The organism is Avibacterium volantium (genome assembly GCF_049366555.1).
Taxonomy (GTDB): domain Bacteria; phylum Pseudomonadota; class Gammaproteobacteria; order Enterobacterales; family Pasteurellaceae; genus Avibacterium; species Avibacterium volantium_A.
Window position 1 is genome coordinate 14,798 of sequence record NZ_JBMMGT010000031.1, and the last position, 12,669, is coordinate 27,466.

The 12,669-nt window shown below is 42.2% G+C and carries 14 protein-coding genes; 4 read left to right on the top strand and 10 right to left on the bottom strand.

Going from position 1 to position 12,669, the window contains the following annotated elements:
* The first annotated feature begins 5 nt into the window (after positions 1 to 5).
* From ACLS0A_RS09585 to ACLS0A_RS09595, 3 genes are all read left to right on the top strand, one after another.
* Positions 6 to 803, top strand: a complete 798-nt coding sequence (locus ACLS0A_RS09585; protein WP_416083313.1) for a PTS mannose/fructose/sorbose transporter subunit IIC — start codon at positions 6 to 8, stop codon at positions 801 to 803.
* A 15-nt stretch (positions 804 to 818) separates the two neighbouring features.
* On the top strand, positions 819 to 1,649 hold the full coding sequence (gene manZ, locus ACLS0A_RS09590) for a PTS mannose transporter subunit IID (RefSeq protein ID WP_416083314.1): 831 nt from the start codon (positions 819 to 821) through the stop codon (positions 1,647 to 1,649).
* 85 nt (positions 1,650 to 1,734) lie between these two features.
* A complete protein-coding gene (locus ACLS0A_RS09595) occupies positions 1,735 to 2,115 on the top strand; it encodes a hypothetical protein (protein ID WP_126371543.1) in 381 nt (126 codons plus the stop codon).
* 80 nt (positions 2,116 to 2,195) lie between these two features.
* Here the strand turns inward: ACLS0A_RS09595 and gshAB are convergent, their stop codons facing one another.
* From gshAB to trmJ, 9 genes are all read right to left on the bottom strand, one after another.
* Entirely contained in the window at positions 2,196 to 4,472 is a 2,277-nt protein-coding gene (gshAB, locus tag ACLS0A_RS09600; protein ID WP_416083315.1) for a bifunctional glutamate--cysteine ligase GshA/glutathione synthetase GshB, read from the bottom strand.
* 197 nt (positions 4,473 to 4,669) lie between these two features.
* Positions 4,670 to 5,008 (bottom strand): ISC system 2Fe-2S type ferredoxin, encoded by a 339-nt coding sequence (gene fdx / locus ACLS0A_RS09605; protein ID WP_416083316.1) that lies wholly within the window; start codon positions 5,006 to 5,008, stop codon positions 4,670 to 4,672.
* Between the two features lie 5 nt (positions 5,009 to 5,013).
* On the bottom strand, positions 5,014 to 6,879 hold the full coding sequence (hscA, locus tag ACLS0A_RS09610) for a Fe-S protein assembly chaperone HscA (RefSeq protein WP_416083317.1): 1,866 nt from the start codon (positions 6,877 to 6,879) through the stop codon (positions 5,014 to 5,016).
* Positions 6,880 to 6,890: 11 nt separating this feature from the next.
* Positions 6,891 to 7,409, bottom strand: a complete 519-nt coding sequence (hscB, locus tag ACLS0A_RS09615) for a Fe-S protein assembly co-chaperone HscB (RefSeq protein WP_416083318.1) — start codon at positions 7,407 to 7,409, stop codon at positions 6,891 to 6,893.
* An 11-nt stretch (positions 7,410 to 7,420) separates the two neighbouring features.
* Entirely contained in the window at positions 7,421 to 7,744 is a 324-nt protein-coding gene (gene iscA, locus ACLS0A_RS09620; protein ID WP_035686194.1) for an iron-sulfur cluster assembly protein IscA, read from the bottom strand.
* A 62-nt stretch (positions 7,745 to 7,806) separates the two neighbouring features.
* A complete protein-coding gene (iscU, locus tag ACLS0A_RS09625) occupies positions 7,807 to 8,190 on the bottom strand; it encodes a Fe-S cluster assembly scaffold IscU (protein WP_035686196.1) in 384 nt (127 codons plus the stop codon).
* A gap of 21 nt (positions 8,191 to 8,211) precedes the next feature.
* Entirely contained in the window at positions 8,212 to 9,426 is a 1,215-nt protein-coding gene (locus ACLS0A_RS09630; protein ID WP_416083319.1) for an IscS subfamily cysteine desulfurase, read from the bottom strand.
* A gap of 97 nt (positions 9,427 to 9,523) precedes the next feature.
* Positions 9,524 to 9,994 (bottom strand): Fe-S cluster assembly transcriptional regulator IscR, encoded by a 471-nt coding sequence (iscR, locus tag ACLS0A_RS09635; RefSeq protein WP_035686202.1) that lies wholly within the window; start codon positions 9,992 to 9,994, stop codon positions 9,524 to 9,526.
* Positions 9,995 to 10,052: 58 nt separating this feature from the next.
* Positions 10,053 to 10,802, bottom strand: coding sequence for a tRNA (cytosine(32)/uridine(32)-2'-O)-methyltransferase TrmJ (trmJ, locus tag ACLS0A_RS09640; RefSeq protein WP_416083320.1), 750 nt, complete (start codon positions 10,800 to 10,802; stop codon positions 10,053 to 10,055).
* A 172-nt stretch (positions 10,803 to 10,974) separates the two neighbouring features.
* Between trmJ and suhB the strand changes: the two genes are divergently transcribed.
* Entirely contained in the window at positions 10,975 to 11,781 is an 807-nt protein-coding gene (gene suhB / locus ACLS0A_RS09645) for an inositol-1-monophosphatase (RefSeq protein WP_416083321.1), read from the top strand.
* Between the two features lie 144 nt (positions 11,782 to 11,925).
* On the opposite strand, the gene sodA is transcribed toward suhB, so the two are convergent.
* Positions 11,926 to 12,552, bottom strand: coding sequence for a superoxide dismutase [Mn] (gene sodA, locus ACLS0A_RS09650; RefSeq protein ID WP_103853942.1), 627 nt, complete (start codon positions 12,550 to 12,552; stop codon positions 11,926 to 11,928).
* Positions 12,553 to 12,669 lie beyond the last annotated feature (117 nt).

The following is a 12,669-nucleotide window of genomic DNA, read 5'->3' on the forward strand; positions in this document are numbered from 1 at the left end:
TATTTATGACAACTATGGAAATTATCCTCGTTACCCTTGTTGCCGCGATTTGCGGTATGGGGAGCGTGTTAGATGAAAGACAAACTCACCGTCCACTAGTGGCTTGTACGCTGATCGGTTTAGTACTAGGTGATATTACTTCTGGCGTTATTATTGGCGGTACGCTTGAAATGCTTGCTCTTGGTTGGATGAACGTTGGGGCAGCAATGGCGCCTGATGCAGCCTTAGCCTCAGTGATCGCAGCTATTTTGGTGATCAAAGGTGGGCAAGATAAAGGCACAGCCATTGCCATTGCCATTCCTGTGGCAGCGGCAGGGCAGGTGCTAACTATTTTTGTGCGAACCCTCACAATTTTCTTACAACATAAAGCCGATGATTTTGCTAAACAAGCGAATTTCAGAGGTATTGAACTATGCCATTTTTCAGGCTTAGCCTTACAAGCGTTAAGGGTAGCTATTCCAACTTTCTTCGTGGCATTAGTGGCAGGCACAGATACCGTAACCCACGCCTTAGGTGCCATTCCTGAAGTGGTAACCCGTGGCTTACAAATTGCAGGGGGCTTCATCGTGGTTGTGGGTTATGCAATGGTGATTAATATGATGCGTGCTGGCGCATTAATGCCGTTCTTTTTTGTGGGCTTCGTGATTGCTTCATTCTCTAACTATAACCTTGTTGGTTTAGGGTTATTAGGGGCTTGTTTAGCATTAATTTATATTCAATTAAACCCACGTTTTAATCAGGCAACCTTGCCTGCTGCAAGTGTGAAAAAAGAACTTGCCGATGATGAACTTGAAGGTCTATAAGAGAAGGAATTGATTATGTCAGAGAAAAAACAATTAACTAAAGCGGATATTCGTAGCACTTACTGGCGTTCGACATTTTTATTAGGCTCATTTAACTTTGAGCGTATGCAAGCAATGGGTTTTTGTGTATCAATGATCCCCGCAATCAAACGCTTATATAGCAAAAAAGAAGATCAAGCCGATGCGTTAAAACGCCACCTTGAATTTTTTAATACGCAGCCTTGGGTTGCTTCGTCAATCATTGGTGTAACAGTAGCAATGGAACAAGAACGTGCTAACGGCGCAACAGACATTGATGACGCAGCGATTAGTGGCGTAAAAGTGGGGCTAATGGGGCCATTAGCTGGCGTGGGTGATCCTATTTTCTGGGGAACATTACGCCCTGTTCTCGCCGCCTTAGGGGCAGGTTTAGCCATTAGCGGAAGCCTATTAGGCCCATTGTTATTCTTTATCGGCATTAACATTTTCCGTGCCTTAACCCGTTGGTATGGTTTCCATTATGGTTATGCGAAAGGAACGGAAATTGTGCAAGATATGGGCGGCGGTCGCTTACAAAAACTTACCCAAGGAGCCTCTATTTTGGGGTTATTTGTAATGGGCGCGCTGGTATCTAAATGGACAACCATTAATATTCCACTTGAACTCTCACGCTATGTAAACTCGCAAGGGCAAGAAGTGGTAACAACAGTGCAAAGCGTGTTAAATGAACTGCTTCCGGGGCTTGCTGCGTTAGGTTTAACCTTCTTATGTATGTATTTATTGCAGAAAAAAATCAATGCAATGTACATTATTTTCGCCTTGTTTGGTGTGGGCATTGTGGGATACTATTTCGGTATTTTAGCCTAACTAAAATTTACTAAAGGGCGGTGTTAAAAACCGCCTTTTTTATTAGAGTAAACAAATTCACAATGATAATAAAAAGGAATGTTTAATGAAGTTAAAAGATCTAATTAATCCACCAGAGAATGAAAGCTATTTAAAAAATAGTTCCAAATTAATCACCGCACTTTTTATTATTGGCGGCATTGCTTATTACCCAACCAAAGGCTATGGCACGGTAATTGCTCTTGTGATTGCATTAATGATATTAGTCGGACAAAAATTATTACTTTCACAAATTAATAAAGATTTTGCTGATATGTATTTTGCCAAAGAACAATTTGAAAAACTGGGCAATAAAACCTATTTAGAATTTATTGTCGCCCGCTCAAGCCAAATTTTGCAAGACAATAAAGTATTATCTGAAAAAGGAAAGCAAGAATTAAACGCATTGCAACAATACGCCACTTCAGCTTTAGCAAAACACCAATAAGATGATTTAAAGCATAAAAAAATAGGCTTAAAAAATTTAAGCCTATTTTTATTAAAATTTAGAAAAAAAGCACCGCACTTTTAGTTTGGCAATTCTGGGAATAACATTTTAATCACGTCCAAAGTGAGGCGGCGTGATTTTCCTGAATAAGGGAAAATGTGCATCATCATCATTGGATTAAAATTGGCTTCAATTACGCCCCAAGATTGCAAGCTTGGCTCAGCGGGCTTGTGGAGATCAGGAATAATCAGATCCACGCCACAAACTGCCGCGCCCATTGCCTTGGTGATGCCAACAGCGAGCGCTTTATAGCTTGGGTGCATTTCATCGGTCATATCAATGCTATCACCGCCTGTGCTGATGTTTGAATTGGCACGCAGTTGCACAATGTGCCCCGCTTCAGGAATACTATCCACCGTTAAGCCTTGCTCTTTGAGTTGTAGTTTCTCAATATCGCCAAGGGCAATTTTTTTCAATGGCGTACGGCTACCATCGCCACGCAATGGGTGATCGTTTTTCGCCGCGACCAATTCTGCCACGCTGTGTTTGCCATCACCCACCACATTGGCTGGCACGCGTAATAGCACGGCAAGGGTTTCATCACCTAGCACGAAGAAACGATATTCCGTGCCGCTTAGGTAATCTTCCACCATCACTTCTTTATCTTCGCGGAAGGCAATTTCAATGGCTTTCGCAAAATCTTCACGGTTGCTAACACCTTGTTGGAAAATAGTGATACCTAAACCATAATTGGTAGATTTTGGCTTAATTACCACGGCGCGCCCTTCAAATAAGCCGTAATTCGCAATGGCTTGTTCGGCGGAGGTAAATTCCATACTCTGTGGCACGTTAAAGCCTGCTTTATGCAATACTTTTTTGGTAACCACTTTATTTTCCATAATCAACGGCGAGATATAGCTATCCTTTGAGGTCATATTGCCGTTTTTCACATATTCAATATGATCGCCCACTTGCAAGCAAAGGAACTGATCTTGCTCGTCCAAAATTTCCGTTTTGATCCCTTTTTGGATCAAATCAAACAATAACGCTTGGGTGGATAATTCCATATTATCAAAGGCTTCCAATGCATAAAAACGCTCAAAAGCATTGGCTTTATATTGTTGCGCAAGGGCTGCCCCAAGTTTTTGATAATCACCTGCTTTTTCAATGGCTTGCACTAAACGTCCGCCAAGGGTTAAAGCTGGATCGGCAAACTGTTGTAATTTTTGTTGCACGATTTCACTGATTTCTTGCGGAGCTTGAATCTCTTGCAACATTGCTAATAATTGGTTTAATAATTGTTCACCCTCAGCGGCATATTGGGTTGGTGAAAGGGGATTTTCTAATGCCACTTCAGCCAATCTTGCCTTGCCTAATTCCACACCATTTTGATCCACTGTTTCATCCAGCCAAATCATTAATAAAACGAAGTAATGGATAAATTTCGCATCGCTGAGGGTGATGCCGTATTGATCGAACGGGTTAAGATCGAACAAGCGAAACTCTAAATATTGAATACCGTTGTTGAGCAATTCGCGGGCTTTTTTCGCACCGCGCAAACGTACATTAGAATAAAATTCTTTTTCGGCAATGAGCTTGCCTGTTTTCACCCAATGCTCAAGGCTTTCCACATAGCTTTCAATGCTATCAAAAGACACTTTAATTTCAGGATCATTCACATAGCCATATTGGCTTGAACGCAGGCTGCGTACATATTGCCCTGCTTTTAATGGGCTACCTTGTTTGAAATAATTATCTTGCACCGTTGGCGTTGCAGCTAGCAAATAAAGTAAAACCCATTGATAACGAAGGAAATTCTTCGCCATTTTGAGGTATAAATCATTCTGAAATTGCACCGCACTTTGATATTTTGACTGTGCTTTGAAAAGGGTCTGTACCAGTTCAGGATCAAGCTGGAAGTTGTAGTGAATGCCACTCACCATTTGCTTATTTTTGCCGTAAGATTTCACTAAATGCTCGCGGTAAGCCACATCTTCAGCATTGTCTAATTGCGCCACTTGAATTTGATCTTCTGGTGGTAAGCCTGCTGGCATACTGAGTGGGAACAAATATTCATCTTCTGGAATAGAACGCAGTACCACTTGATGAATGGCAGAAAGCCAACGCAGGCTATCTTCCAATTTATGCTGTGGCGGGGTGATTATTTCTACTTGGCTTTCAGCAAAATCCGTTTGAATATAAGGATGATACGATCGATTGCCAAAAACCTTAGGGTGTTCAGTGGTTACGATAGAACCGTCTGCGTGTACACGCTGGCTCTCTTTTTCAATCCCAAATGAGCCTTGTTGGAATAACAGCCCAAGATGGTTTTGTTTAATGGTTTGTTGGATTTTCATATTTTTCCTTCTATTCAAGGTCAGGACAATGCTGACTATTATCTAAGCTCATTACTAAAAAGGCAAAAACTAAATCTTTATGAGTTATAGCGATTTGATCTTAAACAAATCACGACATATTTCGCCATAAAATAGATAGGCGGATTTTACTCCGCCCCAGTTAGAAAACCTTAATCAGTTTTTGCTTTTGTTCTCGCTTAATGCTCTTCTCTAGCGTGGTTTAAACTGTATTTTGGAATTTCCACCACCAAATCTTCTTTACCAATTTGGCATTGGCAGCTTAAACGGCTGTCCACTTCTAAGCCCCAAGCCTTATCTAGCATATCGTCTTCCGCTTCGGTGCTTTCATTTAAACTATCAAATCCCTCGCGGATCACAACGTGGCAGGTGGTGCAAGCACAGGATTTATCGCACGCGTGTTCAATTTCAATGCCGGCATCTAATGCCACATCTAATAAATTATCCCCTTCGGCAGCGTCCACCACCATTCCTTCCGGACAAAGGGTTTCGTGAGGTAAAAAAATGACTTTAGCCATAATAACTATTCCTTAAAATTCTCAATTTCATCAATAGAATGCCCAGAAAGAGCGGTTCTAATTGATTTATCCATACGGCGTGCCGCAAATTCTTGCGTGGCACGATCCAAGGCTTTAATGCCTTGCTTAATGGCAAGGCTATCTTCTTGTTGTACTAATTCTTGCAGCGAAATTAACGCATTTTTCACCGCACTTAATTCTTCATCATTCAACAGGCTTTCGTCCTGTTGCAAGGCAGAATGCACGCTTTCAATCACACGGGTTGCTTCCACTCGCTGTTCCGCTAATAAACGTGCTTGAATGTCTTCTTTGGCGTTTTCCATTGAGGCTTTCAACATTGCGGCAATTTCTTCATCAGTTAGCCCGTAAGAGGGTTTCACCTGAATGGAAGATTGCACGCCAGTGGATTTTTCCATTGCGGTTACACTCAGCAAACCATCTGCGTCCACTTGATAGGTAACACGAATATGCGCAGCCCCTGCTGCCATTGGTGGAATACCACGCAAGGTAAAACGCGCTAGGGATCGGCAATCTGCCACCATTTCACGCTCACCTTGCACAATATGCACGCTCATTGCGGTTTGCCCGTCTTTAAAGGTGGTGAACTCTTGCGCTCTTGCCACAGGAATGGTGGTATTGCGTGGAATAATTTTTTCCACTAAACCGCCCATTGTTTCAATCCCCAAGGAAAGCGGAATCACGTCCAGTAGCAGCATTTCGCTATCTGGCTTGTTGCCCACTAAAATATCCGCTTGAATAGCCGCACCAAGTGCTACAACTTTATCAGGATCGATAGAGGTTAATGGCTCACGTTGGAAAAACTCGCCCACTTTTTCACGCACAAACGGCACACGGGTTGAACCGCCCACCATCACCACTTCTCGCACATCTTGCGGACTGATGCCAGCATCTTTTAATGCTCGGCGACAAGCCATTAATGAGCGCTTCACTAAAGGCTCAATGAGCTGATTAAAGGTTTCACGGCTAAGCTCGCCTTGCCAATTTTGATATTCAACACAGCTACTTTGTGCGTCAGACAACTCGGTTTTCAGCTGTTTCGCTAAATTCCAAAGCTCACGGGTTTGTTGATCATTTTTCGGTGCAATGCCAGATTGTTCCACGATCCAATCGGCGATGAGATGATCGAAATCATCACCGCCCAATGCCGTATCACCGCCCGTAGCCAGCACTTCAAACACGCCTTTGGATAAACGCAAAATGGAAATATCAAAGGTGCCGCCACCCAAATCATAAACCGCAATGACGCCTTCTTGTCCGCTGTCTAAGCCGTAGGCAATGGCGGCAGCGGTGGGTTCGTTAAGTAAACGTAATACGTTTAACCCTGCCAATTTCGCTGCATCTTTGGTGCTTTGACGTTGTGCGTCATCAAAATAGGCTGGCACGGTGATCACCGCCCCTTGTAATTCGCCGCCTAGGCGTTTTTCTGCAAGTGCGGTCAATTTTTTCAGAATTTCACTTGAAACTTCAATCGGGCTACGCACACCTTGCGCGCTTTCAAATAAAGGCAAACCATTTTCACTTTGTTGAAAACGGTAAGGCAAATTCGGGTAGCGATTTTGCACGTCCGCCAATGAACGACCGATTAAACGCTTAACAGAAATAATGGTATTTTGCGGATCAAGACTAGCTAATTCCCCAGCTTCATACCCCACAAGCACGGGCTGATTGGCAGAAAAATTAACAATTGAAGGCGTTAATGCACGCTCTTTTTCGTCCAATAAAATTTCTGCCATTCCACTGCGCACGGTGGCAACAAGGGAATTGGTTGTGCCAAGATCAATGCCCACCGCTAATTTGTGTTGGTGCGGCGCGCTGGTTTGTCCTGGTTCCGCAATTTGTAATAAAGCCATTGTTATTCTCTTTAAAAATCCATTAAGTTGTCTTCAATGCGTTCAACTTCAAGTAACAGTTTTTTGATGAAACGTAAACGATCCGTCAGCATTTGTGCCGTTGCCCAATCTTGCGCAGAAAGTGCGGTGTTTAATTGGCTTAAAATTTCCTGCCGTTGTGCGCTGATTTGCTCAGAAAACTGCATTAGCGCATCGCTGTCTTTCTGCTGTTCAATGTCTTCAAGCTCTTCGCGCCATTGCATTTGTTGCATTAAAAATGCCATATCTTGGCTGGTTTTTTCTTCCACATTTTGGCTGCCTAAATGCAAGGCAATAATGCTATCAGCACGGGCAATGGGATCTTTTAATATTTGCAAGGCATCATTCACTTCTGCCGATTTTTGCATTGCTAAACGCTGTTCTTGCGTTGAACGATGTGCAAAATTATCGGGATGCAGGGATTTTTGCAATGCCAAATAACGGTTATTCAAGAGATCAAGATCAAGTGAAAATGCCACTGGCAAATCAAATAATGCAAAAGGATTGCTCATTGGTGTTCCTATTAAACGTTAAAACTTTCGCCGCAGCCACATTCATCTTTCACGTTAGGATTGGTGAATTTGAACCCTTCGTTTAAGCCTTCTTTGACAAAATCAAGTTGTGTGCCGTTGAGATACACCAAACTTTTGGTATCCACGATCACTTTTACACCGTGATCTTCAAAGACTTGATCGTCTTCGTTTAAGGTATCCACAAATTCAAGCACATAAGCCAAGCCTGAACAGCCTGAGGTTTTAATGCCTAAGCGTAACCCAATGCCTTTGCCACGGTTAGCAAGGAAGGTTTTGACGCGATTTGCTGCACTTTCGGTTAATGTTACGCTCATAAGGTTCTCCACAAAATGATGAAAAGTGCGGTTAAATTTCACCGCACTTTTATTTGCTTAAATTATTCGCCGCGTTTTGCTTTGTAATCAGCGATAGCTGCTTTAATGGCATCTTCTGCCAAAATAGAGCAATGCACTTTTACTGGTGGAAGTTCTAATTCTTCCGCAATTTGGCTATTTTTGATGGCTTGGGCTTCATCAAGAGATTTGCCTTTCACCCATTCAGTGATCAATGAGCTTGAAGCAATGGCTGAACCGCAGCCGTATGTTTTGAATTTTGCATCTTCAATAATGCCATCATCATTCACTTTGATTTGTAACTGCATTACATCGCCACAAGCAGGCGCGCCCACCATTCCACTTCCCACGGTTGGATCTTTTTTGTCGAATGAACCTACGTTACGCGGGTTCTCATAATGATCGATTACTTTGTCGCTATATGCCATTTTTCTGTTCCTTTTGCTAAATTAATGGTGAGTCCACTCAATTGAGTTAAGATCAATGCCTTCTTTGAACATATCCCATAATGGGGATAATTCTCTTAATTTTTCCACCGCACCTTTCACCAGATTGATGGTGTAATCAATTTCTTCTTCGGTGGTATAACGCCCAACGGTGAAGCGGATTGAGCTGTGTGCAAGCTCATCGTTTAATCCTAAAGCACGCAACACATAAGACGGCTCAAGGCTGGCTGAAGTACAAGCTGAACCTGATGAAACAGCAATATCACGCAATGCCATCATTAAACTTTCACCTTCCACATAGTTGAAGCTGATGTTGAGGTTGTTGTCCACACGGTGTTCCATTGAACCGTTCACATAGGTTTCTTCGATGTTTTTTAAGCCGTTGTACAAACGATCACGCAATGCTTTTAAGCGTGGCATTTCGGTCGCCATTTCTTCTTTGCAGATACGATAGGCTTCGCCCATACCTACGATTTGGTGAACAGGCAATGTACCTGAACGCATTCCACGTTCGTGGCCACCGCCGTGAATAATGGCTTCTAAACGCACACGCGGTTTACGGCGAACATATAATGCCCCGATACCTTTTGGTCCGTAAAGTTTGTGGCTCGACATTGACATTAAATCCACGTTCAGTTCCGCTAAATTGATCGGTAATTTGCCTACGCTTTGGGTGGCATCGGTGTGGAAAATAATTTTGCGCTCACGGCAAAGATCGCCAATGGCTTTAATATCTTGGATCACACCAATTTCGTTATTAACGTGCATAATAGACACTAAAATGGTGTCATCACGCATTGCATTTTTTAATTCTTCTAAGTCGATTAAACCGTCTGATTTCGGTGTTAAGTAGGTAACTTCAAAGCCTTCACGTTCTAATTGACGGCAAGTATCTAGCACCGCTTTGTGTTCTGTTTTGCAGGTGATAATGTGTTTGCCTTTGCTTTGATAAAAATGCGCAGCACCTTTAATTGCAAGGTTGTCAGCTTCTGTTGCGCCTGACGTAAACACGATTTCACGGCTATCCGCACCGATTAAATCGGCAATGTGATTACGCGCCACATCAACGGCTTCTTCTGCTTGCCAGCCGAATTTATGAGAACGGGAAGCAGGGTTCCCGAACGTGCCTTCGATGGTTAAAAACTCCATCATTTTTTTGGCAACACGTTCGTCCACAGGGCAAGTTGCCGCATAATCTAAATAAATAGGTAATTTCATTCTACACTCCTAAAAAAAATCTATTATTTTGCACCGCACTTTATTTATTAAAGCTAAGAGCTTTATTTTTAAGGCGAAGGATTTTGACGATAAAACACTAAGCGTTTTCGTTTAGCATCACTAAATTGTCAAAATCTTTATGATGACGGTGCTGAGGCTTTTCCTGATGATGTTTTTCCACCAGTTCCGCCAAAGTAATTTCATTTAAAAAATTTTCAATTCGCTGGCTGAGTTCGTCCCATAATGAATGGGTTAAACATTGCTGCCCGCCTTTGCAATCCCCTTGTCCTAAGCAACGGGTTACGGTGATATTTTCATTCACCGCAGCGATGATCATGCCAATGGAAATTTTATCGCTTGGTTGCCCAAGCTGATACCCCCCACCAGGGCCACGCACACTTTTCACTAAACCGTGGCGGCGTAATTTTGCGAATAATTGTTCTAAATAAGAAAGGGAAATATGCTGTCTTTCTGAAATATCAGCCAAGCTAACAGGGCCATTTTCAGTATTTAATGCAATATCTAAAATCGCAGTTACAGCATAACGACCTTTTGACGTTAATTTCATCTTCTACTTCCTTCTAGCAATTAGGCGGTTATCTTACATAACCTTCTAAATTAGTCAACTATTCCCTATTGAAATTTCCGCTTTTTTCCACCGCACTTAACATTCCGCGTAGGATATTTAATTCATTTTTTTCCACTTCAGCGCGCAGATATAAACGTCTTAATTTTTGCATAACACCTTGATTTTGAATGAAACCTAGCTGTTGATAAAGACGTTCCGTATGGGCAAAAAAGTATTCTAATTCCTGTGCCGTTGGATAGGTGCTTTCTATTGATGAAAGAGAAAAATCCATGTCTTTTTTATTTCCTTCCTTTTTATTTTTTTCTAACCACGCCATTCGCAATTCATAGCTTATTAATTGCACTGCCATTGCTAAATTCAGCGAAGAATAATCAGGATTAGCAGGAATGGTTAAATGATAACGACATTTCAGCAATTCTTCATTGGTTAGCCCAATACGTTCGCGCCCGAACACGATAGCAACTTTATGTTGTTTCGCAAAGGCGACCGCTTTTTCCGCACAAGCACGGGGTTCAAGTAAGGTGCTTTGCAAATGGCGCAGGCGAGCGCTTGTGCCAATAACAAATTCACAATCTGCCACGGCTTGATCAAAGGTTGGCACGATAACTGCGTTTCTCACCACATCATCAGCCCCCGCCGCTAATGCAATGGCTTGCTCATCAACACCTTGTTTCGGTGCTACGAGATAAAGCTGGCTCAATCCCATTGTTTTCATTGCACGCGCCGCTGATCCAATATTGCCGCTATGAGAGGTTTCTACTAGCACAATGCGAATATTTTCTAACATTTTGATTCTGCATTATCTGACTACAAATTGTGGGTATTCTAGCACAATACCCACAAAGTGCGGTCAGAAATAGGAAAATTTTTCGCGCCCAACAGGGTTTTTCTCGCTTTTTGCTTAAAAAATCACTATAATTCCTGCCCTTAAATGATGTTCTTTAAAATCTGGTGGAAATATGAATCCAATGTTAAATATCGCTATTCGTGCGGCACGAAAAGCGGGCAATATTATTGCTAAAGGTTATGAACGCCGTGATGATATTCAAGCGGTGGCAAAAAGCGCGAATGATTTTGTTACCAATATTGATAAAGCTTCTGAAGCAGCTATTATTGATGTGATCCAAAAAGCCTATCCTGACCATACCATTATTACTGAAGAGAGTGGCGCGTTAGAAGGTAAAGAAAGCGATGTGCAATGGGTGATTGATCCACTAGATGGCACGACAAATTTCATCAAAGGATTGCCGCACTTTTCGGTTTCTATCGCGGTTCGCGTGAAAGGCAGAACCGAAGTTGGCGTGGTTTATGATCCTATCCGTAATGAACTCTTCACCGCTGTGCGTGGACAAGGTGCAAAAATCAACGAACTACGTCTGCGTGCAGAAAACACCAAGCGTGAATTGCAAGGCACAATCTTAGCTACCGGTTTCCCATTCAAAAAAATGTCGGCAATGCCAACGCAATTTGCAATGATGAGCAATCTTGTTAATGAAGGTAAAGTGGCTGACTTCCGCCGTACTGGCTCAGCTGCGTTAGATATGTGCTATGTAGCTGCTAACCGTGTTGATGGCTATTTTGAAATGGGCGTGAAAGCTTGGGATATTGCAGCAGGTGATCTTATCACCCGCGAAGCAGGTTGTTTAGTCACAGATTTTGAAGGCGGACACAGCTATTTAACATCAGGCAACGTGGTCGCCGCCCCTGCACGTTTAGTAAAAGAAATCTTAAACCAAATTCAGCCTTGTTTAAGCGTTGCTCGCTAAACAACGCATTTTTAATCTAAACCTCTAAAATTAGCTAAATCGGAAAATAGGCGAGTGAATAACTTGCCTATTTTTTTTAGAAGAAAGATAAAAAAATCCCCTCATTAAAGAGGGGATAATATGAAATTCATTTTGAATGATGAATTAGATGTTTACTTTTTTCTCAAAACGCTCTGCTGCGTAATCCCAGTTCACTACGTTCCAGAATTCTTTAATGTAGTCTGGACGGCGGTTTTGGAATTTTAAGTAGTATGCGTGTTCCCAAACATCTAAACCGAAAATTGGGTAGCCTTCGCAACCTGCGATTTCTTTACCCATTAATGGGCTGTCTTGGTTTGCAGTGGAAACTACTTCTAATTTACCGTTGTTTAACACTAACCACGCCCAGCCAGAACCGAAACGGGTTGCCGCAGCTTTTTCAAATTCTGCTTGGAATGCTTCCACAGAACCGAAATCACGGATAATGGCGTCTTTTAACGCACCTTGTAAGGTAGTGCCTTTTTTCAAGCTTTTCCAGAACAAGCTATGATTAACGTGGCCACCGGCATTGTTGCGTAAACCTGTGCGTTTATCTGCTGGCACTTCTGCTAACTTGGTGATTAACTCACCCGGGCAAAGCTCAGCAAATTGCGGTAACGTTTCTAAAATAGCGTTAGCGTTGTTCACATAAGCTTGGTGGTGTTTGCTGTAGTGAATTTCCATTGTTTGCGCATCGAAATGTGGTTCTAATGCATCGTAGGCATAGCCTAGTTCAGGTAGAGTGTAAGCCATAAAATTTTCCTTCTTAAAATAATCATTAGGTACTAAATTCTTGCGTATTCTAGCAAGAAACTTGATTAAGATCATTAAAAGTTTAAATTTCTAACGAAAAATAAATAGGGCAGAAAA

Bases quoted from the DNA above. Each gene is read 5' to 3' on its own strand.
- ACLS0A_RS09585 (WP_416083313.1), top strand. From the start codon at position 6: ATGACAACTATGGAAATTATCCTCGTTACCCTTGTTGCCGCGATTTGC.
- manZ (WP_416083314.1), top strand. From the start codon at position 819: ATGTCAGAGAAAAAACAATTAACTAAAGCGGATATTCGTAGCACTTAC.
- ACLS0A_RS09595 (WP_126371543.1), top strand. From the start codon at position 1,735: ATGAAGTTAAAAGATCTAATTAATCCACCAGAGAATGAAAGCTATTTA.
- gshAB (WP_416083315.1), bottom strand. From the start codon at position 4,472: ATGAAAATCCAACAAACCATTAAACAAAACCATCTTGGGCTGTTATTC.
- fdx (WP_416083316.1), bottom strand. From the start codon at position 5,008: ATGGCTAAAGTCATTTTTTTACCTCACGAAACCCTTTGTCCGGAAGGA.
- hscA (WP_416083317.1), bottom strand. From the start codon at position 6,879: ATGGCTTTATTACAAATTGCGGAACCAGGACAAACCAGCGCGCCGCAC.
- hscB (WP_416083318.1), bottom strand. From the start codon at position 7,409: ATGAGCAATCCTTTTGCATTATTTGATTTGCCAGTGGCATTTTCACTT.
- iscA (WP_035686194.1), bottom strand. From the start codon at position 7,744: ATGAGCGTAACATTAACCGAAAGTGCAGCAAATCGCGTCAAAACCTTC.
- iscU (WP_035686196.1), bottom strand. From the start codon at position 8,190: ATGGCATATAGCGACAAAGTAATCGATCATTATGAGAACCCGCGTAAC.
- ACLS0A_RS09630 (WP_416083319.1), bottom strand. From the start codon at position 9,426: ATGAAATTACCTATTTATTTAGATTATGCGGCAACTTGCCCTGTGGAC.
- iscR (WP_035686202.1), bottom strand. From the start codon at position 9,994: ATGAAATTAACGTCAAAAGGTCGTTATGCTGTAACTGCGATTTTAGAT.
- trmJ (WP_416083320.1), bottom strand. From the start codon at position 10,802: ATGTTAGAAAATATTCGCATTGTGCTAGTAGAAACCTCTCATAGCGGC.
- suhB (WP_416083321.1), top strand. From the start codon at position 10,975: ATGAATCCAATGTTAAATATCGCTATTCGTGCGGCACGAAAAGCGGGC.
- sodA (WP_103853942.1), bottom strand. From the start codon at position 12,552: ATGGCTTACACTCTACCTGAACTAGGCTATGCCTACGATGCATTAGAA.